Origin of the sequence: Flavobacterium columnare (assembly GCF_014844295.1) — a bacterium.
GTDB classification, from domain to species: Bacteria; Bacteroidota; Bacteroidia; order Flavobacteriales; family Flavobacteriaceae; genus Flavobacterium; species Flavobacterium columnare.
This window is the reverse complement of record NZ_CP054494.1, coordinates 3,159,278-3,183,911: the sequence shown is the minus strand read 5'-3', so window position 1 is coordinate 3,183,911 and position 24,634 is coordinate 3,159,278. Positions and strand designations below refer to the sequence as shown.

The 24,634-nt window shown below is 30.7% G+C and carries 23 protein-coding genes and 1 other RNA gene; 10 read left to right on the top strand and 14 right to left on the bottom strand.

Features of this window, described 5'->3' with window-relative positions; translation table 11 throughout:
* Positions 1 to 12: 12 nt before the first annotated feature.
* Positions 13 to 1,095, bottom strand: a complete 1,083-nt coding sequence (gcvT, locus tag HUE53_RS14055; RefSeq protein WP_192188589.1) for a glycine cleavage system aminomethyltransferase GcvT — start codon at positions 1,093 to 1,095, stop codon at positions 13 to 15.
* A 361-nt stretch (positions 1,096 to 1,456) separates the two neighbouring features.
* Here gcvT and hutH point away from each other — a divergent pair, with 361 nt between their 5' ends.
* Positions 1,457 to 2,959, top strand: coding sequence for a histidine ammonia-lyase (hutH, locus tag HUE53_RS14050; RefSeq protein ID WP_041253308.1), 1,503 nt, complete (start codon positions 1,457 to 1,459; stop codon positions 2,957 to 2,959).
* A gap of 158 nt (positions 2,960 to 3,117) precedes the next feature.
* Here the strand turns inward: hutH and HUE53_RS14045 are convergent, their stop codons facing one another.
* Genes HUE53_RS14045 through HUE53_RS14035 form a run of 3 tightly spaced genes read right to left on the bottom strand, consistent with a single transcriptional unit; the run spans position 3,118 to position 4,786 of the window.
* On the bottom strand, positions 3,118 to 3,684 hold the full coding sequence (locus tag HUE53_RS14045) for a YceI family protein (protein ID WP_065213716.1): 567 nt from the start codon (positions 3,682 to 3,684) through the stop codon (positions 3,118 to 3,120).
* Positions 3,685 to 3,697: 13 nt separating this feature from the next.
* A complete protein-coding gene (locus tag HUE53_RS14040; RefSeq protein WP_065213715.1) occupies positions 3,698 to 4,330 on the bottom strand; it encodes an NAD(P)H-dependent oxidoreductase in 633 nt (210 codons plus the stop codon).
* A gap of 3 nt (positions 4,331 to 4,333) precedes the next feature.
* Positions 4,334 to 4,786: a MarR family winged helix-turn-helix transcriptional regulator gene (locus HUE53_RS14035; RefSeq protein ID WP_014164292.1), complete on the bottom strand. Its 453-nt coding sequence runs from the start codon at positions 4,784 to 4,786 to the stop codon at positions 4,334 to 4,336.
* A 501-nt stretch (positions 4,787 to 5,287) separates the two neighbouring features.
* Here HUE53_RS14035 and HUE53_RS14030 point away from each other — a divergent pair.
* Positions 5,288 to 7,189, top strand: a complete 1,902-nt coding sequence (locus HUE53_RS14030) for an SPFH domain-containing protein (RefSeq protein WP_014164293.1) — start codon at positions 5,288 to 5,290, stop codon at positions 7,187 to 7,189.
* Positions 7,190 to 7,420: 231 nt separating this feature from the next.
* Positions 7,421 to 7,759: a hypothetical protein gene (locus HUE53_RS14025; protein WP_014164294.1), complete on the top strand. Its 339-nt coding sequence runs from the start codon at positions 7,421 to 7,423 to the stop codon at positions 7,757 to 7,759.
* Between the two features lie 193 nt (positions 7,760 to 7,952).
* On the opposite strand, the gene HUE53_RS14020 is transcribed toward HUE53_RS14025, so the two are convergent.
* Together HUE53_RS14020 and HUE53_RS14015 are read right to left on the bottom strand one after the other, a co-directional pair.
* Positions 7,953 to 8,771: a lysophospholipid acyltransferase family protein gene (locus tag HUE53_RS14020; RefSeq protein WP_014164295.1), complete on the bottom strand. Its 819-nt coding sequence runs from the start codon at positions 8,769 to 8,771 to the stop codon at positions 7,953 to 7,955.
* A gap of 39 nt (positions 8,772 to 8,810) precedes the next feature.
* Positions 8,811 to 9,449, bottom strand: coding sequence for an NUDIX hydrolase (locus HUE53_RS14015; RefSeq protein ID WP_014164296.1), 639 nt, complete (start codon positions 9,447 to 9,449; stop codon positions 8,811 to 8,813).
* Positions 9,450 to 9,551: 102 nt separating this feature from the next.
* Here HUE53_RS14015 and HUE53_RS14010 point away from each other — a divergent pair, with 102 nt between their 5' ends.
* Together HUE53_RS14010 and HUE53_RS14005 are read left to right on the top strand one after the other, a co-directional pair.
* Complete coding sequence (locus HUE53_RS14010) at positions 9,552 to 9,995, top strand: DUF4268 domain-containing protein (protein WP_014164297.1); 444 nt, start codon at positions 9,552 to 9,554, stop codon at positions 9,993 to 9,995.
* A 65-nt stretch (positions 9,996 to 10,060) separates the two neighbouring features.
* On the top strand, positions 10,061 to 10,228 hold the full coding sequence (locus HUE53_RS14005) for a hypothetical protein (RefSeq protein ID WP_155761346.1): 168 nt from the start codon (positions 10,061 to 10,063) through the stop codon (positions 10,226 to 10,228).
* Here HUE53_RS14005 and purB read toward each other — a convergent pair.
* Together purB and lgt are read right to left on the bottom strand one after the other, a co-directional pair.
* Positions 10,217 to 11,560, bottom strand: a complete 1,344-nt coding sequence (gene purB, locus HUE53_RS14000; RefSeq protein WP_014164298.1) for an adenylosuccinate lyase — start codon at positions 11,558 to 11,560, stop codon at positions 10,217 to 10,219. The two genes, HUE53_RS14005 and purB, sit on opposite strands and share 12 nt — an antisense overlap.
* A gap of 199 nt (positions 11,561 to 11,759) precedes the next feature.
* Positions 11,760 to 12,677, bottom strand: a complete 918-nt coding sequence (gene lgt / locus HUE53_RS13995; RefSeq protein ID WP_014164299.1) for a prolipoprotein diacylglyceryl transferase — start codon at positions 12,675 to 12,677, stop codon at positions 11,760 to 11,762.
* 163 nt (positions 12,678 to 12,840) lie between these two features.
* Here lgt and HUE53_RS13990 point away from each other — a divergent pair, with 163 nt between their 5' ends.
* Entirely contained in the window at positions 12,841 to 14,502 is a 1,662-nt protein-coding gene (locus HUE53_RS13990) for an RluA family pseudouridine synthase (RefSeq protein WP_225556159.1), read from the top strand.
* A gap of 72 nt (positions 14,503 to 14,574) precedes the next feature.
* Here HUE53_RS13990 and HUE53_RS13985 read toward each other — a convergent pair whose 3' ends face one another.
* Positions 14,575 to 15,642: a glutaminyl-peptide cyclotransferase gene (locus HUE53_RS13985; RefSeq protein ID WP_065213712.1), complete on the bottom strand. Its 1,068-nt coding sequence runs from the start codon at positions 15,640 to 15,642 to the stop codon at positions 14,575 to 14,577.
* An 88-nt stretch (positions 15,643 to 15,730) separates the two neighbouring features.
* On the opposite strand from HUE53_RS13985, the gene ffs reads away from it, so the two are divergent.
* The 4 genes from ffs (at position 15,731) to fsa (ending at position 18,523) form a co-directional block, all read left to right on the top strand.
* An RNA gene (ffs, locus tag HUE53_RS13980) (signal recognition particle sRNA small type) lies at positions 15,731 to 15,829 on the top strand.
* A gap of 75 nt (positions 15,830 to 15,904) precedes the next feature.
* The gene (locus HUE53_RS13975) at positions 15,905 to 16,897 is read left to right on the top strand and encodes an enolase C-terminal domain-like protein (protein ID WP_097609275.1); all 993 of its coding nucleotides are present in this window, start codon (positions 15,905 to 15,907) and stop codon (positions 16,895 to 16,897) included.
* Positions 16,898 to 16,933: 36 nt separating this feature from the next.
* The gene (locus tag HUE53_RS13970) at positions 16,934 to 17,740 is read left to right on the top strand and encodes an SDR family oxidoreductase (protein WP_097609274.1); all 807 of its coding nucleotides are present in this window, start codon (positions 16,934 to 16,936) and stop codon (positions 17,738 to 17,740) included.
* Positions 17,741 to 17,866: 126 nt separating this feature from the next.
* Complete coding sequence (gene fsa / locus HUE53_RS13965) at positions 17,867 to 18,523, top strand: fructose-6-phosphate aldolase (RefSeq protein WP_065213709.1); 657 nt, start codon at positions 17,867 to 17,869, stop codon at positions 18,521 to 18,523.
* A 294-nt stretch (positions 18,524 to 18,817) separates the two neighbouring features.
* On the opposite strand, the gene kdsA is transcribed toward fsa, so the two are convergent.
* From kdsA to HUE53_RS13940, 5 genes are all read right to left on the bottom strand, one after another.
* The gene (gene kdsA / locus HUE53_RS13960) at positions 18,818 to 19,636 is read right to left on the bottom strand and encodes a 3-deoxy-8-phosphooctulonate synthase (RefSeq protein ID WP_014164304.1); all 819 of its coding nucleotides are present in this window, start codon (positions 19,634 to 19,636) and stop codon (positions 18,818 to 18,820) included.
* Positions 19,637 to 19,768: 132 nt separating this feature from the next.
* On the bottom strand, positions 19,769 to 21,352 hold the full coding sequence (locus tag HUE53_RS13955; RefSeq protein WP_014164305.1) for a DHA2 family efflux MFS transporter permease subunit: 1,584 nt from the start codon (positions 21,350 to 21,352) through the stop codon (positions 19,769 to 19,771).
* Positions 21,353 to 21,362: 10 nt separating this feature from the next.
* Entirely contained in the window at positions 21,363 to 22,448 is a 1,086-nt protein-coding gene (locus tag HUE53_RS13950) for an HlyD family secretion protein (protein WP_014164306.1), read from the bottom strand.
* Positions 22,449 to 22,457: 9 nt separating this feature from the next.
* Positions 22,458 to 23,777 carry a TolC family protein gene (locus HUE53_RS13945; protein WP_065213707.1) on the bottom strand — a complete coding sequence of 440 codons (1,320 nt, stop codon included), beginning with the start codon at positions 23,775 to 23,777 and terminating at the stop codon, positions 22,458 to 22,460.
* The gene (locus HUE53_RS13940) at positions 23,774 to 24,397 is read right to left on the bottom strand and encodes a TetR/AcrR family transcriptional regulator (RefSeq protein ID WP_014164308.1); all 624 of its coding nucleotides are present in this window, start codon (positions 24,395 to 24,397) and stop codon (positions 23,774 to 23,776) included. Before HUE53_RS13940 ends, HUE53_RS13945 begins: the two co-directional genes overlap by 4 nt.
* Positions 24,398 to 24,634: the final 237 nt, after the last annotated feature.

The following is a 24,634-nucleotide window of genomic DNA, read 5'->3' as shown; positions in this document are numbered from 1 at the left end:
TAAAAGAGGGAATTATTTTTTATAAAAAGGTAATTTAACCACTTTTGCTGCAATATCTTTATTTCTAATTCTGATAAAAATTTCAGAGTCAGGAGCAGATAGAGCTGTTGGTACATACCCCATACCAATTCCTTTGTTTAATGAAGGAGATTGTGTACCCGATGTTACAATACCTATAATATTTCCATTAGCATCTACAATTTCGTAATCATGACGAGGAATACCTCTTTCTAATAATTCAAAACCAACTAATTTACGAGTAACCCCTTCTTCTTTTTGTTTTTTCAAGTTTAAAGAATTTGTAAAATCTTTATCAAATTTTGTAATCCATCCTAAACCCGCTTCAAGAGGAGATGTCGTATCATTAATATCATTTCCGTATAAACAAAAGCCCATTTCTAAACGTAACGTATCGCGTGCAGCTAATCCAATAGGTTTAATTCCAAAAGGAGCTCCTGCTTCAAAAACTTTATTCCAAATAGTTTCAGCATCTTCGTTTTTAAAATAAATTTCAAATCCTCCAGAACCTGTATAACCCGTAGCAGATACAATTACATTATGTACACCAGCAAATTCACCTATTTGAAAAGTGTAGTAACCCATATTTATTAAATCAATTGAAGTTAGGCGTTGCATAGCTTCAGCTGCTTTAGGGCCTTGAATAGCTAATAAAGAGTAAGTATCTGAATGATTTTCCATTGTAACACCTAAATCATTATGAGATGAAATCCAGTTCCAATCTTTTTCAATATTAGAAGCATTTACTACTAACATATAATGGTCATCTGCAATTTTATATACAATCAAATCATCTACAATACCTCCTTCGTTGTTCGGTAAACAAGAATATTGCGCTTTACCATTAACTAATTTTGAAGCATCATTAGAAGTTACTTTTTGGATTAATGCCAAAGCATTTTCGCCTTTGAGCATAAACTCACCCATGTGAGAAACGTCAAAAACACCTACACCGTTACGAACCGTTTCGTGTTCTATATTTACTCCTTCGTATTGTACAGGCATATTAAATCCTGCAAAAGGAACCATCTTAGCTCCTAAATTCTCGTGAATATGAGTTAATGCTGTGTTTTTCATTTTAAAGTAGTTTGTAAAAAATTGATTGCAAAATTAATATTTTTAAATAGAAGTTTTGTGTTATTATTCTTTGAAATCAAGTGAAAATTGTTTTATTTTATTAGACTTTTCATTTTGAACACCATTTTTTCTTTATACCATATTGTTTGAATAAAAGTAAAAGACTAAGAAGAACGGTCTATTTATTGAAAAAACTTCGTAAATATAGTATTATGAAATAATTAAAAAACAAATAAAGCAAAACACTTTGTATTTATACTTAAACTTCAGTTAGTACATAATTTTTTATTTGAAATGCTAAACTTCTTTTTGATTTCTGATCTTTTTTATGGAATTTTGGGCAACAAATTTTAGAATAAAGATGGATACTACTCATTATATTTCTTCTGATATATTTTCATTAGAAACGTTACAAGAAATTATTTCACAAAATCAAAAATTAGCATTATCAGAAGAAGCACGCTTAAACATTGTAAAATGTCGTGAATATTTAGATAAAAAAATGGAGGAACACAAAGACCCCATTTATGGTATAAACACAGGTTTCGGCTCGTTATGTGATGTGAAAATTTCAAATGAAAATTTATCAAAACTTCAAGAAAATTTAATGAAATCACACGCCTGTGGAACAGGAGATGAAGTGCCACAAGAGATTGTAAAAATCATGTTGTTGTTGAAAGTAAAATCTTTAAGTTATGGACATTCAGGTGTGCAATTAGCAACAGTGGAGCGTTTGATAGATTTTTATAATAACGATGTTTTTCCTGTAGTGTATACACAAGGATCATTAGGAGCCTCTGGTGATTTAGCACCATTGGCGCATTTATGTCTACCATTAATAGGAGAAGGAGAAGTATATCTAGATGGATTTCGTCAACCAGCTATGAAAGTACTTGAAAAAATGAATTGGCAACCTATTACTTTACAATCTAAAGAAGGATTAGCATTATTAAATGGTACACAATTCATGAGCGCTTATGGAAGTTATATCTTATTAAAAGCGGTGAAATATAGTTATTTAGCTGACGTAATAGGGGCTATTTCATTAGAAGGTTTTGATGGTAGAATTGAGCCATTTAATGATTTAATTCACATGGTTCGTCCGCATAAAGGACAAATTGTAACCGCACAACGTTTTCAAGAGTTGCTAGATGGAAGCCAAATTATTAAACAATCCAAAAAACATGTACAAGATCCTTATTCTTTCCGTTGTATTCCACAGGTACACGGAGCGTCAAAGGATACAATTGATTATGTAAAAAAAGTTTTCAAAACAGAAATCAATTCAGTTACCGATAACCCGAATATTTTTGTAGAAGAAGATTTAATTATCTCAGGAGGAAATTTTCATGGGCAACCTCTGGCGTTAACCTTAGATTTTCTAGGGATGGCATTAGCTGAATTAGGGAATATTTCAGAAAGAAGAACCTATCAATTAATTTCAGGCTTACGTGATTTACCAGCATTTTTAATAAGTGATCCAGGATTAAATTCCGGATTTATGATTCCACAGTATACCGCTGCCAGTATCGTAAGTCAAAACAAGCAACTAACAACACCAGCCAGTACAGATAGTATTGTTTCTAGTAATGGGCAAGAAGACCATGTTTCTATGGGAGCTAATGCCGCAACTAAGTGTTTGAAAATAATGGAAAATCTAGAACGTATTTTAGCTATTGAATTAATGAATGCTTCACAAGCTATTGAATTTAGACGACCATTACAATCTAGTACGTTTTTAGAAAGTTTCTTAAAGTTATATAGAGAAGAAGTTCCTCTTGTAAAAGAAGATCGAATTTTACATTATGATATAGAAAAATCAATTGCTTTCTTATCTAGTTTTTATGTAGAAGATTTAGAATAATTTAAAAGGCTGTCTGAAAAGTTCAAAATCTTGTTATTTTGACTAAAGGAGGGGGAATTACATAGTGTTGATAATATGATTTCTTCCTTTAGTTAAATGACAGACTATATGTTGAGTTTTTTTCAGACAGCCTCTTTTATTAGGATTTTAAAATTTATTTAGTATTTTAATTGAACTTTTAATTCAAATTCATCATCAATAGCTTTGTCTGCTAAAGCACCAAAGTTTTTAGAAGCATACTTTACATCGTATTTAGTTCGGTCTACCATTAGGGTAGCATTTGCAACATTTTTATTAGTTACTAGATCAAATTTTATAGGATTTGTAATTCCTTTTATAGTTAAATCAGCTTCTATACTATACGTATTTGTTGATTTCTTACCAATTTTTTTGAATACTAAAGTTGAGGTAGGAAATTTATCTACAGCAAAGAAGTCACCATCTTTAAGATGTACATCTAATTTGTTTTTCCATTCACCTTGTAAATCCAAAGTATTAATAGTAGTCATATCTACTGTAAAATTTCCGCCTTTTAATTCTTTTCCATTAAAAATTAATTGTCCTTCTTTTAGTTTTATATCTCCATCGTGTTGGCCACCAAATTTTTTTGCCAACCATAAAACTTTACTTTTTGATGCGTCTACTTTTTTTGAAGTTTGAGCAGTGGTAGTTAAACCCCCTAAAGTTACTAGTATTGCTAAAGCAAAAGATTTTAAAATATTCATTTTTTATGTAGTGTTAGATATTAATAAATAATTCTTCGTTTGATTTTCTTACTTTTTTATCGTGTTGAGTAAGATCTTCCTCATGTCTATAACCTATAGTAGCTACTAAAGAGGCATTTAAATTTTGAGAATTTAGATTGAGTATTTCATTATACTTTTCGGCTTCAAAACCTTCCATAGGAGTTACATCTATTTTTAGTTCAGCAGCGGCATTTAACAAATTACCAAGCGCTAAATAAGTTTGCTTAGAAGTCCAGATACTTTGTTCTGTAGTGCTTAGTTCTAAAATTTTACTTTTCATAAATGCACTATAACCAGCTAAATGTTCTTGTGGTACTTCTCTAACGAAACTCACTCTTTTTATAAAATCATCAATAACAGTTTCATCTAAATGACTATAGTTTGCAAAAACAAATAGATGAGAAGCATCTGTTATTTGGGACTGATTCCAAGAAGCAGGTTTTAATCGTTCACGAATCTCTGGATTATCAACAATTAGTACTTTATAGGGCTGAAGCCCATAAGAAGAAGTACTTAATCGAATAGCTTCTTTTAGTATATTTAAATCCGATTCACTAACTTTTTTAGAAGAATCGAATTTTTTGGTGGCATATCGCCAATTTTGGTATTCAATAAATTTACTCATTATTTAACTTCTATATTTTTCTAATAATTCATTGAAAATTTCTAATTCAGCAGGTGTTAACTTATCAGCAAACTCATTTTCGTGTGCTAATACTAAAGGATCCAAGGCCTCTAATACTTCTAGTCCTCTTTCTGTAATTGTAATTTCCATTTTTCTTTTGTTCTCAGGACAAACTTTTCGAACGACTAGTTCTTTTATTAATAATTTGTCAACCAATCGGGTAGTGTTACTAGTTTTGGCCAACATACGTTCTTGTATACATGCCATATTAGCAGGTTTGCCTTTTTGTCCTCTTAAAATTCTTAATACATTATATTGTTCACTTGATAAGTCATGAGGTTTTAATATTTCTAAAAATTTATCTCCAACAACATTTCGTGTGAACGTAAGATTTAGAAGTACCCTTTTTGCTAGCGATAAGGTAACTGTACTTTTAATTTCTTCTTCTATTTTCATTTCTATAGAAATTTTGATACAGCAAATGTAAAAAAAATAAACATTTGTATATACAAATGTTTGGTAAAAAAATGTTAATTTATTTTATGTAATATAAATTAGAAACTCTAAAAGGAACCTTTTCGTTTTATTAAGAGTAAGCTCGAATGAAGTGAACGGGCGAAGGGAATCATATATCACAGATAATGTGGACTTCTTTTGTTGTAGAAGAGACAAACTAGATCTTAAATGACTACTTTTTAGAGAGTCATTTCGATATTTGTTTTTATATAAAATGTTTTTGCAATTTTGTGTAACTTTTTTTTTCAACAAACGTATAACTAAGGTATTTAAATTTAATCAATGTAAGAATGGCACTAAGGTGTTACTAAATTAAAAATAGAATTCTAAATTTTACTGCAGTAAGAATTCCTATTTGTAATAAATTGAAAAATAAACTCCTATTTTATTTGGTTAAATTTTATTAGAAATATTTTATTCAAACTAATTAATTGTTTTATTATGACATCAATTATTTCATTATGGTGGTTATTACCATTGGTATTAACTGTTGTATTTTACAAATTTGTTTTAAGAGTTTTTTTTGGAATGGTCATCGTACCTGAGGACAAAATAGGTTTAGTAACCAAAAAATTTGTATTGTTTGGGACAGATAAATCGTTGCCAGATGGTAGAATTATAGCAACAAAGGGAGAAGCTGGTTTTCAGGCACAAACATTGGCTCCAGGATTGTATTGGGGGATGTGGATCTGGCAATATTCAGTAGATATGACCGCATTTACGATTATTCCAGAAGGTAAAATAGGTTTAATATTAAGCAAAGATGGAAAAGAAATTCCTACAGGTAGAATTTTAGCACGCAGAGTAGAATGTGATAATTACCAAGATGCTACGGGCTTTTTGGATAGAGGAGGACAAAAAGGCCGTCAAACAGCCTTTATTACGAGTGGATCGTATCGGATTAATACCTATTTATTTGAGATTGTTATCGTAGACCAAATTAAGATTTTTGAAAACATGGTTGGGATTGTAACAGCACTTGATGGAGAGCCTATACCTCATGGTCAAATTGCTGGAAAATTTGCTGATGGACATAATAATTTTCAAAATTTTGATCGTTTTTTAGATCAAGGGGGAAATCGTGGTTTGCAACCGCAAGTAATGTTAGCAGGTTCTTATTATATAAACCCTTGGGCAATACAAATAGAACAAAATCCTATGACTGATGTTCCAATTGGGCATGTAGGAGTAGTGATTTCTTATATAGGAGAAGACGGACAAGATGTAACAGGAGAAACTTTTAAACACGGTAATATTGTTTCTAAAGGGCAACGAGGTGTATGGATGGAGCCCCTAGGGCCTGGTAAGTACGCATTGAATAAATATACCACTAAATTAGAATTAGTTCCTACAACGAATTTGGTTTTAAATTGGGCAAATGCACGTAGTGAATCACACGATTTAGACAAAAATTTATCAACTATTACGGTTCGTTCAAAGGATGGATTCCCGTTTAATTTAGATGTATCTCAAATTATTCACGTTCCTGCAAATGAAGCACCTAAAGTTATTGCCCGCTTTGGTAGTATGACTAATTTAGTTTCTCAAGTGTTAGAACCAACAATAGGAAACTATTTTCGTAATTCAGCACAAGATAGTGATGTAATATCATTCTTAAGTACACGTAAAGAGCGTCAGGAATCAGCAAAAGTACACATTAAAACCGTTTTAGATGAATACAATGTAAACGCAGTTGATACCTTAATTGGAGATATTATACCTCCTGAATCATTAATGAAAACATTAACGGATAGAAAAATAGCAGAAGAAGAACAAAAAACATATCAAACGCAAAAAATGGCACAAGAACAACGTCAAGGAGTTGAAAAAGAAACAGCCATTGCAGATATGCAAAAAGAAATTGTTCGAGCAGCTCAAAGCGTAGAAATAGCACAGCGTACAGCGGATGCTACTGTTAAAAAAGCAGAAGGAGATGCCGCTAGTTTAAAATTAAATGTTAATGCAGAAGCTGAGGCTACTAAAATGAGAGCTATTGCTGAGGCTGAGGCTACTAAGGCAAAGGCTGCTGCTCAAGCAGAAGCAACTAAATTAAATGCAAGTGCAGAAGCTGAAAAAATATCAAAAACAGGTCTAGCCGAAGCTGAAAAAATTATGGCAATTGGTAAATCAACGGCAGAATCATATCAATTACAAGTTTCCGCAATGGGTGGCGATAATTTTACTAAATATAAAATTACAGAAGAAATTGGTAAAGGAAATATTAAAGTAATTCCTGAAGTACTAATTTCAGGTTCAAATGGAACGGATGGAGGTATTAGCGGTCTATTAGGTATGAAATTAATGGAACTTATGAACACATCCAACGACTCTAAAAAAGAATAACGATTTTTTTATCATTTATTGGGGTACTGTTTAATAATGACTAACAACTGGGTGTCCGAAAAGTAATATTTTAATGTGTAGTTTGTTTTTTCAACAATTAAATCCAAATTGCCATTAGAAAAATGTTACAAATTAAGACACCCTTTTTTATAAAATACCTATCATTAACTTTTGATTAACCAGCTCTTAACCTACGATAACCTAGTGTTTGCGCAATTTTGAATAAAAAATATGCGTCATTCAGTTGTTTTATTATTTCTATTTCTAAATTGGAAATTAACCAGTCAAGAAGTTAAAAAAGATTCAATAAAAAGAATTCAAGAAATCCAAATTCTTAATACACAAAAAACTATTGAGCGAAAAATAGATAGAGTACAGTTTATAATAACTCCAACCAATGAAGCCAGTACTGTATGGGATATTTTAAAAAAATCTCAAGGAATTATTGCCAAAGATAATAACTTGACAGTAAAAGGAAAAAGTGTTAAACTTACGGTAAATGATAAAACTATTAATCTGTCAGGAGAAGAACTCAAATCGTTTTTAGAAAACATGAAAGGGGATGAATAAAAAAAAATTGAGATCATAGAAAATCCACCCGCACGATATGATGCTCAAAATGGAGTCATCATTAATTTAAAAACTAAAAAAAGGGATCAACTTTAATTAAAAGTTAAACCCCATTATTATAACTTACACACTTTTTAGGATAGTGCCTAAAAAATATTAAAATAAGTTAATTTACTTTTAGTACCCTGTTTTTTTAATCAATATGCCATTTTCGTAGCTTATTTAGTTCTTCCTGTTCTCTAATTTCTTCTACAGATAAGACCTTTAAAAAAGAAGGATGCTGTTCTATTGCAAATTCAATTTTTTCTACAATCGATTCAATGGATTCGTTATCATAATCTATTTGTAGAGGTTCTTTAACTGTAAAACTTTGTAAAATACCTTTTTTCTTAGTAATAAGTCCCTTTTTGTCAAAAGATCTTCTAAAACCATCTATAACAATAGGTACAACAATAGGTTTGTATTCTTTTATAATATGTGCGGTACCTTTTCTTACAGGTTTAAACGACTTAGTTGTACCTTGTGGAAAAGTAATTACCCAACCATCGTTTAAGGCAATTTCAATATTTTTGAAATCAGATAAATTAACCTGTTTTTGTTCATGTTTTTCTAGATCTTTACCTCCTGCTCTCCAAGTTCTTTCAACAGATATAGCGCCTACATAAGACATAATTCTGGTAAGTAGATTTGCATCAAGAGTTTCTTTTGCACCTATATAATAAAGATTTAATTTAGGTTTCCATAAATATCCAATATTTCTAATATTATCCTCACGTCCTTTTAGACTTGCGTTAAAAACATGAAACATAGCTACGACATCGGCAAAATACGTTTGATGATTGGATATAAATAATACGTTTGTATTGGGCAAACTACGTATAATTTCAGATCCCTCAATGTTAAGTTGGTTAAATCCTCGGTACCTACGATGGGTACAAATTCCGAACAGGAAAATAATCCATCTTTTTATAAATAATATATGTCCGAAAGGATTTCGTTTAAATAATCCCATATTTTTTAATTTGGAGCTGGCAAATGTATGAAAAAAAAATTACAAGACTTTTTTTATAGTATCTTTAAGTTCACTCATCATCATAGCAGTTGCGCCCCAAATGATGTGTCCATCTATTTCAAAAGCAGGAACTTTAATTTTAGCTGCATAAGATGTGTCCATATTTACATAAGTAATGTTACGATCGTCTAAAAAATGGTGTAAAGGTAATTCTACGATATCAGCTACTTCTTCTGGATTTAGGTTAAAAAAAAGTTCTTCTTGACAAATTCCTAAAAACGGATAGACTAAATAATTACTAGGAGGAATATATACCTCGGTAAAAGGTCTTATTAGTTGTATCTTATTTTTAGGTATTCCAATTTCTTCATCTGTTTCTCTTAAAGCGGTTTCAGACAGGTTTTTATCACAAGTTTCAATTTTTCCACCAGGAAAAGCTATTTGAGAAGAATGTACTCCAGGATATGAATTTCGAACGATTAAGGCTAAGTGAGTAAAATGATTTTTAGGGTAAAACAACATCATTACAGCTGCTTTTTTGGCTATAATCGTCTCTATATTTAATTCTTCTAAAAACTTGATACGCTCGATAGGAATCATTTTAGAATGAGACTCTTTTGCGGGGAGTGTTTCTTTTGCTATTTTTGGGATGTATTTTAAAAAATTAGAAAATTCCATCTGAATCAAGTTTTAATAGGATCATTTATAGTAAGTATACTATATAAATCTTTTAAAGTTAAAACTATTTTTTGGGATATACAATTATTAAAAGTTTTAACTATGTATAGTAAAGAAGAAAGTATACAAATAAAAAAAGAATTTTGGACAAAATTTGCAGAAGCCTACCCGAGGAAATGGTTGCTGTATAATACAAAAATAAAAGATGTTAGTTTTAAGTTCTTTATAGATAACAAAAAAGCACAAGTTTTATTAGAAATAGAGCCTAAAGATGAAGAAAAAAGGAAAATATATTTTGAAAAAGTAGAATCTTTAAAAACTATCTTATTAGAGGATTATTTACCAGAGGCCATTTTTGAACGTAATTATTACCTTGAAAACGGGAAAGTAGTAAGTCGTATTTGGGTGGAACTCTCAGGCATTAGTATTAATAATAAGTCAACCTGGGATCGTGTTTTTGATTTTTTCTATGAGCAAATGGATGCTTTTGAACGATTTTTTTATGAAAATGAAGATTATATAAAAGATCTTGAGATTAATACCTAGAAAGGAATAAAAACAAAAAAGCAAAAGAAATTTTAGAAAAAGCAGAAGAGGGAGACCTAAAAAATATGTGGTTTCCTTATTTTAGCCTCAAAGGAAAACTTAAAGGAAATAATACAGGAAATCTCATCATCAATATAGACAATGAGATTTCTTCTGCTGTTGGACTAACAAACGAAGTTGTTGAATCTTTATTTAGGACAGCCTCTTTATTTGTAAAAATATTAAATACCTAAATAATTATTAGGGGTTATAGCTTTTAACTCTGTTTTAATAATATCAGAAACATTTAGCGCATCGATAAAAGTATGTATAGAATCTTTGTTGATAATTGTATTAGTTCTTGTAAGGTCTTTTAAAGCTTCGTAGGGATTAGGATAACCTTCTCTTCTGAGGATCGTTTGGATAGCTTCAGCCACTACGGCCCAGTTTTTTTCTAAGTCTTCTGCAAATTTTTCTTCGTTTAGTAATAATTTATTCAGCCCTTTAAGAGTAGCTTCAAAAGCAATGAGGGTATGTCCCATAGGAACTCCTATGTTTCTAAGAACGGTACTATCTGTTAAATCACGCTGTAGTCTGGAAATAGGTAGTTTAGAAGATAAGTGTTCAAAAAGAGCATTAGCAATACCTAGATTACCTTCTGAATTTTCAAAATCAATTGGGTTTACTTTATGAGGCATAGCACTTGATCCAACTTCTCCTGCTTTTATTTTTTGTTTGAAATAATCCATTGAAACATACGTCCAGATGTCTCGATCTAAATCAATTAAAATAGTATTAATTCTTTTTAAAGCATCAAAAAAAGCTGCAAAATGATCGTAGTGTTCTATTTGTGTAGTAGGAAAAGAATGGTGTAATCCAAGCGTTTTTTCTACAAATTGAGTTCCAAAAGACTTCCAGTCATCGTTGGGATAAGCCACTTTATGAGCGTTGTAATTACCTGTAGCGCCTCCAAATTTAGCAGCAAAAGGAATGCTATATAATAATTTGAGTTGTTCTTCTAAACGTTGAACAAAAACAAAAATTTCTTTACCCAAGCGAGTAGGAGATGCCGGTTGACCATGTGTACGAGCAAGCATAGACACCTCTTTCCATTCTATCGCTAACTCTTTTAGTTTTTCAATAACACGGGTTAAGCTAGGTATATAAACACTTTCAAAAGCATCCTTCGCAGAAAGAGGAATTGCTGTATTATTGATATCTTGTGAGGTAAGTCCAAAGTGAATAAATTCTTTGTATTTTTCTAAACCTAATTTATCAAATTGTATTTTTATGAAATATTCAACAGCTTTTACATCATGATTAGTGGTTTTTTCAGTATCTTTTATCCATAATGCGTCTTCTGTAGAAAAATTCTGGTAAATTTTTCGTAGTTCAGGAAAAATAGAAGCGTTAATTTCCTTAAGCTGTGGTAGATCAGCCTCAATGAGAGCAATGAAGTACTCAACTTCTATTAAGACACGGTATTTAATTAAAGCTTCTTCTGAAAAATAAGGAGAAAGACCAACGGTTTTACTTCTATAACGACCGTCAATAGGTGATATAGCATTTAATTCTGTTAATAGCATTTTGTGTGTTGTTTTTAAAAGAGCAAATATAGTTAGAATTCTTTTTTAGAGTCAGAAAATAGGATTAATAAAGTAAAATTTTAGTGTTGATTTATACTAAATAATAAAAAGAGGATAAGGCTGTCTGAAAAGGGCGAAATCTTTCATTTCAACCTTTTCAGACAGCCTCATACTTTTCTATTTTTGGAAAAATAAAACGTTATTTTTTAGAGGCTTTGGCAACTAAATAAAATCCTATAATGATAAAAGGCACGCTCAACCATTGTCCTGTACTCATAAAACCTAATATGTTTTCAAAACCGCCTTGACTTTCTTTGACTGATTCTACGATGATTCGTATAGTAAATAAAGTAACGAGGAAAGTACCAAATAACAAACCTTGTTTGTTTCTAGCATCTGTTTTCCAGTACATATAAAATAATAAGGCAAAGACAAAAACATAGCCAAAAGCTTCATATAATTGGGAAGGATGTTTAGCAGGTATACTCTCTATTAAAGAAGCATATTTTGGATTGGTGGTTAATTCTTTATAGGCTTCTCTATAATTTGTGATACCCGTTGTAGTAATGGCCTCGTTTTTAGAAATGGCATCTTGTACAAACTTTATTCCAAAAATTGATTGTGTTTGATCACCTACAATTTCTGAGTTAAAAAAGTTTCCTAATCGGACAAATATGGCTCCACTTGCCACAGGGATCACTATTCTATCTAATACCCATAAAAAAGGTCTGTTGAGGATGTTTTTAGAATAAAAATACATACAAGCAATTACAGATATAGCAGCCCCATGACTTGCTAATCCTTGAAAACCTGTAAACTCAAATTCAGGGGTAAAACGTACAGGTAATAATATTTCCTCTAAATGATTCTTATAGTAACTCCAGTCATAAAAGAATACATGTCCTAAACGTGCTCCTAATAAAACAGAAACTACCATCCAGATAAAAAGTGAATCTAATTTTTCAATTGGTTCTTCTTCTCTTATAAAGATTTTTTTCATGATGGCAATTCCCAGAGAAAATGCAATAACAAACATTAAACTATAAAAACGGATGGTAAAATTGCCTATTGAAATGCCATCTACTGGATTCCAAACAATAGCTAATAAATGATTCATAAGTTATTTTTTCAAGTCTACCAAAAGTAGAATTATAAAAATAGAAATCCAAATCTACATATAAAAATAGTTTAAATAGAATACAATATATAACTCAGAATAGTTTCGGATTGGTGATTTTTTTATGAATCCTTTATTTTATCTTTGTCTCATGCAAAATTTAATGTTTTTTCAGCCTTTTAAAAGTAATATTTCAGGTATTACGTTGCCTACAAAATTTACATTCCCATTTTATTATGAACCTCATGAGTTAGCTATAATTGCCAGTCAGGAATTACAGGCATATTTAGAAAATCAAAATGATTTTGAACATAATTTTGGTTTAAAACAAGGACAAGAAGGGCTTGTTATAGGCAAGATGTTTGGCGTTTTAGTCTGCCAGAATTTAGAAGGAGAAATTGGTTATTTATGGGCGTTTTCAGGTAAATTGGCAGAACAAAATCAACTTAATTATTTTGTACCCACAGTGTATGATATGTTAGATTCTTCTAGTTTTTATAAGGAAGAAGAAGCCAAGATTAATCAATTAAACGAACAGATTAATTTAGCGGAAACAAATCTTGAATACCTAGCCTCATTGTCTTTTTTAGAAAAAGTAAATGCAGAAGCAGAAAAAGATATTCAAAATCAAAAGCGACATATAAAAGAACAAAAAAAAGTACGTGAGGATTTGAGGAATCAAGCTTTCTTGAGTATGAGTAAAGAACAACAAGAGCCTTATTTTGTACAATTAAGTGAACAAAGTAAAAACGAAGCTATTTTACTAAAAAAAATGACAAAATATTGGAATTTCAAAAAAATAGAAGCAAAAGAAAAGGTTCAAGCTTTTGAAAATCAGATTTTAGCATTAAAAGAACAAAGAAAAAAACGATCAGCTCAAACACAACAACGATTATTTGCCGAATATTCTTTTTTAAACCAATTTGGAGAAACCAAGAGTATAGGAGAAATTTTTAATAATAATCCACCTGCTGGAGCAGGGGAGTGCGCAGCACCTAAATTGTTGCATTATGCTTTTAAAAATAAATTAAAACCCTTATGTATGGCTGAATTTTGGTGGGGACAATCACCTAAAAGCGAAGTACGCAAACATAAACAGTTTTATCCTGCATGTAAGGGAAAATGTGAACCTATTTTATTAGGACACATGTTAGAAGGTATAAAAATGGAGGAAAACCCATTTTATAAAAACCCCGCAGAAGGAAAAGATATTGAAATTATATACGAAGACGATTATATGTTGGCAATTAATAAGCCTGCTGAGTTTTTATCAGTACCTGGTAAATTAGTATCTGATTCAGTATATGAACGAATTAAGAAAAAATATCCAAATGCTACAGGACCTTTAGTAGTGCATCGTTTGGATATGTCAACTTCTGGTATTATGTTAATTGCTAAAACAGAAGAAATCTATGTAGTATTACAAAGCCAATTTATTAAACGGACAATAAAAAAGTGCTATGAAGCCATTTTAGACGGTTTGCTAAAGGATGATAAGGGATGTATAGATTTGCCATTGCGAGTAGATTTAGAGGATCGTCCAAGGCAAATGGTATGTTACGAATATGGAAAACCAGCGCAGACAATTTGGGAAAAAATTTCGATTGAAAACAATAAAACGAGAGTATATTTTTATCCAATAACAGGACGTACCCATCAACTAAGAGTACACGCTTCACATCCTTTAGGATTAAATACTCCCATTGCAGGTGATGATCTATACGGTACAAAGGTTGAACGATTGCATTTACATGCTAAATCTATAACCTTTGTACATCCAATAACTCATCAGAGCTTGACTATAGAAGTAAAAGCTGACTTTTAGTTTATGCTTTTTATTTTAGTGTGAGGGAATAAAAAATCGATTAAAATTCGTTTATAAATCGAGTCAAAATTTTTATTCTATAATTTTTATTTCAAACATTTTATCCCAATTTTTACCTGTTACAAACAAAGTTTTGCTAGTAGGATTATAAGCGATACCATTTAAGACGTCTAAATCAGGATGTTGTGTTACTTTATTTTTTAATTCACTCAAGTCAATTACTGACTCAACAGCACCAGAAGTAGGATTGATAATAACAATAGCGTCTTTTTGATAAATATTGGCATATATTTTACCATTTACCCATTCTAATTCATTAATAGCAGGTACTTTCGTGCTATTGGTATACACATTAATATGGTCTATTTCCTTGAAATTTTCAGGATTTATAATACTAATTCTTTCAGAACTATCAGTCATAAAAAGATTTTTACCATCTGTAGTTAATCCCCATCCTTCCATTTTTTTGAAATACTTAAACGTTTTTTCTTTTTTAAAAGTGCGGGCATCATATATATAGCCTTCATTATTTAGCCAAGTCAATTGGTAAATTTTATTATTTAAAAAGGTAATACCTTCACCAAAAATAGATTCAGGGAGTTCTATTTTGTCAATTACAGCACCCGTTTTATAATCTGTTTTTCGAAGGCTAGAAATACCTTTTTGCCCCGTAGAAACCCCCGATCCGTTACCTGTTCCTTCATATAAAAAACCTTGATAAAACTCTAATCCTTGTGTATAGGCTTTTAAATCATGAGGATGAGTAGCTACTAACTGATATTTTAAAAGTTTGGGTTCTTCCTTAGCAACGACTTCTACTCGTGCTATTAATTCTTGCACATCACCTTCGTAATATACCATGGCTTTTAGGTTCTGATAACCTAGTTTTACTTGATTTAGAGTATATGTAAAGTTATTGTTTTCCTTTGTAGAACCAATTCTTTTTTCGTTATTAAAAAAAGAAACAGAGTCAATATTTTTTTCATTTTTGTTTGTTACTGTGATAGAAATTTCATCACCTGGGTGATAAAAGGCTTTAAATTGCGTCTCGTCTATAGAAAATAAATTTTTTTTATCACCTTCGCAACTGCTTCCTATTACTAGTAATGATATGAAAGTTAGTAAGTTATAATTTTTCATTTTTCATTTTTTTTTCATTCACAATATACAAAAGGAATTTTGTTTATCAAAAGGCTTGCAAAAATATAAAAAGGTTGTATATTTGCACCGGCAAGTCCTACACGACCAGCTCCTGCAAACTCCTCCAGGGTGGGAACGCAGCAAAGGTAAGCGGTTGTAGCGGTGCGATGTAGGTCGCTTGCCTTTTTTGACGAAAAAAATGTTTACGACTATATGATCCCGATTTATTCGGGATTTTTTATTTTAGACGAAATTTTATTCCATGCAACTAACTTGGCAAAAGGTTAAATTACCATTAAAAGAAACTTTTTCTATAGCTTATGGAAATTATTCTTTTAGAAACGCTTTGATTGTAGTTTTAAAAAAATCAGGAACTATAGGGTATGGAGAATGCACGGAAATAGATTATTATGGTATAAAAATAGAAAATCTAATTGTTGAACTTAAATCAATTAAAAAATTCATTGAAACTCAAAAAATAAATCACCCTTTCGAATTCTATAAATTGATTTCTCAAAAAAACCTTTCTTCTTTTATTTGTTCCGCTTTAGACTGTGCTTATTGGGACTTGTATGGAAAACTTGAGAGAAAGCATTTTTTAGAATTAAATAAATTAGATTTTAAGATTATACCTGAATCATCCATTACAATTAGTATAGATACCTTGGAAAAGCAAAAGCGAAAAATGGATTCATTGCCTTGGAGTAAATTTAAAGTAAAATGTAAAGGATTGCAAAAAGATTCTCTTTATATGTTGTCTCAATTACAAAAAGATATAGCTATTGATTCTAATGCTAGTTTTACACAAGAAGATTGTAAATGGTTAGAAACGGAAGAATTTGTTTCAAAATTTGTTTATTTAGAGCAACCTATGAAGGTTGGAGAATATAAGAACCTAAATAAATCTAGTTATGCCAACTGGATGGCAGATGAAGATTTTCAGAATAGCTTACAGTTAGACGAATTAGCAGATCATTACGGAAGTATAAATATAAAATTAGTTAAATGTGGGGGATTAACACCTGCTTTAAAAATTATTTATGAGGCTAGAAAATTAAAATATAAAATTATGATAGGGTGTATGACTGAATCCACCATTGGTATTTCAGCAGGTGCAGTATTGGCTCCTTTAGTAGATTATGTAGATTTAGATGGGGCTAATTTACTAGCGTCAGATATTGCTTATGGTTCAGAAGTAATAGGAGGTAAAATTGTTTTAAACGAAGCCCCTGGGTTGGGGATATCAATTAAGTAAGAAATAGAATAAAATCAATTTTTTCATAAATAAAAAATGGATAAAAAAGTAGTAGTTATTACAGGGGCATCTTCAGGAATAGGAAAGGCAATAGGAGAATTTTTACAAGACAAAGGATATGTTGTATACGGAACGAGTAGAAACCCTGAAAGAGTAGAGAATTCTAAAATTCAATTACTGGCATTAGATGTCAGAAATATTAATACAATAAAAAAGGCAGTAGAAGAAATTCTTGCTAAATCAGGTAGAATAGATGTATTAATTAATAATGCAGGCGTAGGAATTACAGGTCCTATAGAAGAAATTCCTACAGAAGAAATGCGCACTCATTTTGAAACAAATCTGTTTGGTCCTATTGAAGTTATAAAAGCAGTTTTACCTCAAATGCGCTCACAAAAATCAGGTTTAATTATAAATATAACATCTATAGCGGGCTATATGGGATTGCCTTATAGGGGGATTTATTCCGCATCTAAAGGAGCTTTAGGTTTGGTTACAGAAGCTTTGCGTATGGAAACAAAACAATTTGGTATAGAAATTACCAATATTGCTCCAGGTGATTTTGCTACAAATATTGCAGCAGGACGTTATCATGCTCCCGTAATAAAAGGATCTGCTTATGAAAAAGTATATGGAAACACTCTTGACGAAATGAATGCGCATGTAGATAGTGGTCATGATCCTATAGAAATGGCGAAAGCTGTATTAAATATCATTCATACTTCTAAACCTAAAGTACATTACAAAGTAGGTGCTTTTATGCAAAAATTTTCTATCGTTCTAAAAAGGATATTGTCTGATAGAATGTACGAAAAAATGTTAATGAATCACTATAAACTTTAATTTCATTACTATTTGAATTATAATTATTTTTTTGACAGAATTGTTTGGAATAATTACTACTGATATTGAAATTGAATTCGTAATTTTGCTTTATACACAACTATAATTTAATATTAAAAAAAGAAGATGAAATTTTTTATTGACACAGCCAATTTAGATCAAATTAGAGAAGCGCAAGCATTAGGAATTTTAGATGGGGTAACCACGAACCCTTCCTTAATGGCAAAAGAAGGTATTACGGGTAAAAATAATATCTTAAAACATTATGTTGATATTTGTACTATTGTAGAAGGAGACGTAAGCGCAGAGGTAAATGCAATGGATTTTGAAGGAATGATAAAAGAAGGCGAAGAGTTGGCTGAATTACACGAGCAGATTGTCGTTAAGTTACCTATGACAAAAGAAGGTATAAAAGCGTGCAAATATTTTTCAGATAGAGGAATCAGAACGAATGTAACTTTAGTGTTTTCTGCAGGACAAGCATTATTAGCAGCAAAAGCAGGGGCAACTTATGTTTCACCTTTTTTAGGTCGTTTAGACGATGTGTCTACAGATGGTCTAAATCTAATATCAGAAATTCGTGATATTTATGATAACTATGCTTTTGAAACTCAAATTTTAGCAGCTTCTGTCCGTCACACAATGCACATCGTAAATTGTGCTAAAATAGGAGCCGATGTTATGACAGGTCCTTTATCTGCTATTACAGGTTTGCTTAAACATCCTTTAACAGATATTGGAATTGCACAATTTATTGCAGATTATGAAAAAGGAAATAAATAATTTCTAATTTTAGATACAAAAAAAGAATATTTTTTAAAAAACACTTGCCAAGTTTTATGGTAAGTGTTTTTTTTAAATAATTAGTAAGCCTTATCAGACGGAATCAAATAAAAAAAACATTAGTTTTCAATAAGACTTTTTTATACGGAATTATTGTTTATATAAAAACCTGTTTTTGATTACTTTTGTCCAAAAACAGGCATATATTGTATTAAACAAGTTAAACTTTTGATTTATCTCTTAAAGTAATTTATCTTTACTAATGAGATTCTTTATAAGAAGAATATTTTTTAATTAAAATTGATTAACTGTTTGTCTAATTGCAACTAATTTTTTCATTAGATTTTCAAAATAATCCAAATGTAACATATTAGCTCCATCACTTTTAGCATGAGCAGGATCAAAATGTGTTTCTATAAATATACCATCAACACCTACAGCTATTCCTGCCTTTGCAATGGTTTCAATCATATCAGGTCTACCACCTGTTACGCCTACTAATTGATTAGGTTGTTGTAAGGAATGAGTTATATCTAATACGGTAGTAGCCATTTGACGCATAGTAGGAATCCCTCTGAAATCAACAATCATGTCTTGATATCCAAACATAGTTCCTCTATCTGTAACCATTACGTTTTCATTATTAGAGTCTAATACTTTTTGAACAGCATGTTTCATGCTTTCAGGACTCATGAATTGTCCTTTTTTTAAATTAACTGTTTTTTGGGTTTGTGCAGCAGCTACAACTAAATCTGTTTGGCGAACTAAGAAAGCAGGTATTTGTAAGATATCAACAAATTCGGCTGCCATTGCAGCATCTTCGTTCGTATGAATATCAGTAATGGTAGGAACATTGAACTCCTTACTTACTTTTTGTAAAATTTTAAGGGCTTTTTCATCTCCAATACCTGTAAAACTGTCTACGCGAGAGCGATTGGCTTTTTTAAATGAACCTTTAAATACATAAGGAATTTTTAGATCATCTGTAATTTTTACTAAACGTTCGGCTATTTTCATGGCCATTTCTTCACCTTCTATGGCACAAGGTCCAGAAAGAACAAAAAAATTGTTGCTATCTAAATGTTTGATATTAGGAATATTTTCTAGATTCATTTTAGATTAATTTTTGCAAATATAATTTATATATATGAGTGAAGTAGTACTTCAATCGAAAATCATCTTCTAAACAATACGGATTTCATATTATTTTAAGTATTTTTTTCTATAATTTTCATAGTTTAAAATTTAGTGCATAGCATCTGCAGCACTAATATTAGATTTTCGAGTTTTGATGACTACTACTATAGGAATGCAAATCAAGAAAAGAATACCTAAATACATAAAAATATCCATAAAAGCTAATATATTAGACTGTTTTATCACTTTTAATTCAAGAACTTGATATGCTTTGTTCAAAGCTTCATTATAAGAATATCCTTTAGCAATGAAGTTTTTTTGCATCAGAGCTATTTGATTTTGGGTTTGAAAGCTTGTTTTGTCTAAATGAGTTACTAAATTAGCTCGATGTTTTTGTCCCCATCTAGAAATAAAAGTTGTAACAATAGCTATACCAAAAGACCCTCCTAGTTGTCGTAACATACCTGTAAAGGCTGCTCCATCACCTATATCCTTACCTGTTAGTTCACTTAAAGAATAACTGGTTACAGGCACAAAAAGGAGTCCTAAACCTAAACCTCTTAAAATTAAGGGCCACCAAAAATGTTCCTCACCTGTATTAGGAGTTAATATGTTGTATAGCCAAAAAGCAAAAATAGAAAAACAAGAAAAACCAATGATTAATAAATATTTAATGGAGACTTCTTTTTGTAGTAATTTACCCACAAAAGGCATAGCAAATGCAGTCATTAAGGAACTAGGGATTAATAATAAGCCCGATTGAGTTGCATTCCATCTTAAAATAGATTGAGTATATACAGGTATGATAAAAATTGTGGTATAAACTCCAAATCCTAAAATAGTGGAGAATAAAATACCCATTTGAAGGGAATTATACTTTAAGACCTTTAGGTTTACAATTGGAAACTCATAGGTTAATTCTCTATGAATAAAAAAGACAAAACCAAATAGAGAAACAATACACAAATTAATAATCGTTTTGCTATTAAACCAATCATCTTGTTGTCCGTGTTCCAAAACGTACTGAAGGGAGCCTACGAATAGAGATAGATAAATAATGCCTAACCAATCTACCTGATTTGCTTTTAGTTTGATACTAAATTTAGGGCTCTTTACATACATTATAGCCAAAACGGTAGCAATAATTCCGAGTGGAATATTGATGTAAAAAATGAAAGGCCAAGAAAAATGATCTACTATATAACCGCCTAATGGAGGACCAAAAGTAGGACCTAGGATAACACCTAATCCGTAAATGGCTTGAGCCATTCCTCTTTTTTTGATAGGATAACTTTCTGTTATAATGGTTTGTGCAGTTACTAATAAAGCACCTCCGCCTAGACCTTGAATAAATCTAAAAAATACGAGTTCCCAAATATTGGTTGAGTTTCCACATAAAAAAGAAGTAATAGTAAAAATAATGATTGAAGCAGTAAAATAATTTTTTCTTCCAAATTGTTGAGAAAGCCAATTGGTCATGGGTATAATGATTACGTTAGCTATGGCATAAGCCGTGATTACCCATGAAACATCGCTTAATGTAGCTCCCAAACTTCCTTTCATTTCATTAAGAGCTACATTAACAATGGTTGTATCTACTATTTCTAGTAGAGAACAGAGTATGGCAACAATTGTTACCATAACTCTTCTATAGCCATATTCTACTAGATCATTTGTAGTGTCTTGTATCATTTTTGATTTATTATTTTAAGTGTACATCTACATGTGCATTCATGCCAGAACGTAGTAGTTCTATTTTATTTTTTTCATTATCATTAGTAAACTCGATTTTTACAGGAACTCTTTGTACTGTTTTTACGAAATTTCCAGTTGCATTGTCAGGAGGTAGTATAGAAAACTGAGAACCTGTAGCAGGGGAAAATGAAGTTATTTTCCCTTTTAATTTAAAATCGTCAAAAGCATCTATTTTAATTACTACTTCTTGACCTATTTTCATTTTTCCTAATTGAGTTTCTTTAAAGTTAGCGACTACCCATGTTTCGGCAGTATCAACGATATAAAAAAGAGATTGGCCTTGATTAACCAATTGTCCAGGTTGAATGTTTATTTTAGAAACTTGTCCGTCTATAGTTGCTCTTATTATAGTGTATTCCAGATTTAATTCAGCGGCATTTAAAGAAGCTTTTGCTCTACTAATGTTAGCAGATGCTACCTGTGTTTGTTTGTTAGAAACGATAGCTTTAGAGGCTACTACATTTTTTTGATGACTACTGGCTTTTTGTTGGTTAGTTAAGATTTTAACTTGGTTTTCAGCTTCTAATTTAGTAGCTAAAGCTTGTTCGTATTGTTGTTTTGTAATAGAACGATTTTTATAAAGATTATTATATCGTTCATAATCACTGGTTGCGCGTTCTAAACGAATTTTAGCTGTTTCAATGGTTCCTAGTGCAGAAGCTACATTAGCGTCTGAGGCAGCAACACTTGCGTTAGCACTTCCTACATCTGCTTTAGCTACTTCAAAAGAGCTTTCTGAGGCAACCAATGCGGCTTTAGCTTCTTCTACTTTTACTAAATAATCGCGATTGTCTATTACAAATAAGGTATCTCCTTTTTTTACAAAATCATTGTCTTTAACGTATACTTTTGAAACATAACCAGAAACGCGAGGAATGATAGGAGTCATCTTTTTTTCTACTTGTGCATCGTCTGTTTCTTCATGTGTTTGAGCGTGTAAATACTTGCTAATGCCATAGCTTCCACCACCAATTACTAACGCTCCTAATATGATTGCGAATTTTTTATTAATTGCTTTTTTTCCAGTTTCCATAAGACGAAATTATTTTGTTAAATTGAATGATGTAGTTAGTTGACCTGATGTTGCTAACATTTCATAATATTTTAAAAGGACATTTGCTCTAGAATTAGCATAGTTTATTTTAGCATTTAATTGTTCAACATCAGCATCAATAAGTTCTGTAGCTGTTGCTAATCCATTGTCATGTTTATCCTTAACGATTCTATAGTTTTCGGTTGCTTGTTCTATAGCTTGTTGATATACCTTGTTTTGATCTTGAGCAAGATTAAAATTTTCTATACTTTGTTGGGTTTGAATTTTTATTCCTTCTTTTAATAAATTTTGAGTAAGTTTTAATTCTTCAGCTTTATTTTTAGCTGTTTTTACCTCTTTTGAAGTTTTATATAGAGAACTTAGGTCATAAGAAATTCCGCCACCTATGTTTATTGCATTTGTAACATTTATAACATTTTGTAAACTCATAGCTATATAGCCTGCCGATAAACCTATTTTAGGATAATAACCACTTTGTGCTATTTTTATATTATTTTCATTTGCCTTTTGTAAATAGTCTAAAATAACTAAATCCTTTCTGTTCTGTAGAGCATCTTGTTCAGCAATAGTTTTAGAAATAGGGGATTGTCCATCAAATTGATGTTCATCAATTCCTATTTGATATCCTTCAGGTAAATTTAGTAATGTGGTTAGAGCATAGTTCGTAACATTTACATTCTTATTTGCTTCTTGTAAGCTTAATTTTATTTTAGCTAATTGTAATTGTGCTTTTAAAAGATCATTTCGGGCAATAATCCCATTTTTTTCCATATTAGAAAAATCTTTTACACGTTGTTCCGCACTTTTAATATTATCACTTATTAGTTCTACAGATTTTAATGATTTATATAACAAAGCATAATACTCAATTACTTTTAATGAAACCTCTTCTTTGGTAGTAGAAGATTTAGCTTTTTCGGCTAAATATAAATTTTCTGTTGCTTGAATACTGTTTTGGATCTTTCCGCCAACAAATAGAGGCAAGTTAGCATTTGCCTGTCCAATCATAAATTGGTTGATATTTGTAGGACTTGCAGAGGGGGGGAAAGGTAATTTTAGCTTTAGATCAACAGTTGGTTCGGTAATGTAATAATACTGTCCGCCTATTTTAATATCAGGATATTGATGATCTTTTGCTTGTTGCCATTCTAGCTTTTTTGTATCGGCTTTTGTTTGAGCTAATAAAATTTCGTTGTTGTTTTTTTCTAAGAGGATTAAAGCATCTTTTAAATTTAAGTTGGTTCTTTCTTGAGCATACCAACTATAATTTACTAGCATTAATAATGGGAGAATTTTATTTACGTTCATTTTTTGACTAATGATTTAATAACTTGTTTTATATGTTGAGTTAGTTCCGTTTTTATATAACTTTCCCATTGATCCTCACTTTCTATACCTATTAGTTTTTGGTAAAAAGAACGACTATTATAAAAATGGAAATAGGTTCCTAGTATAGTTGGTGCAAGCAAGTAAGTATTTATATCTTCTTTAAATAAGCCTTGTTCTTGCCCTTCTCTTATAACTCTATTTAATTCAATATAATTTCCTTCTTTGGCTTCGTTTATCAGTTCAAAATCAATTTTTCTTTTTTGATTACTGAATTCAACATTTATTATTTGATAAATAGATTTATTACCATGTACAAGAGCTATATAAAACTCAACTAAATCATCTAATTTTTCAAATGGACATATTTCACTGTTTCGAATGCTTTCCATTTGAACATTTAAACCAGCTGAACGATAAAGAACGATTCCTTCTAATAGTTTTTCCTTAGAACCAAAATAATAAGAAATCATTGCTACATTAATGTTTGCTGCTTTTGCAATATCTCTTACGGATGTTCCATCAAAGCCTTTTTCAGCAAAGAGTTTTTCAACTACTTCTAAGATGGCAATTTGTTTATGATTGAATGGATGTGTTCCCATATATTTATTAATTTTCCGCAAAATTAAATGATTGTTTATTTTAATCAATTGTTTAACTTTACTTTAACTTTATTTTAACAAAATAGCGTAAAAATAAAATCTTCTAGATCAATAAAAAAGGAAGCAATAAGTTTCTTTTATTATTATAAACTCTATATCAAGTGTTCGAATAATTGTTGATTTCTTTAAATAAAAAATGACTTTTTTATTTTTTATTCTTTAAAAATTTAGGAAATA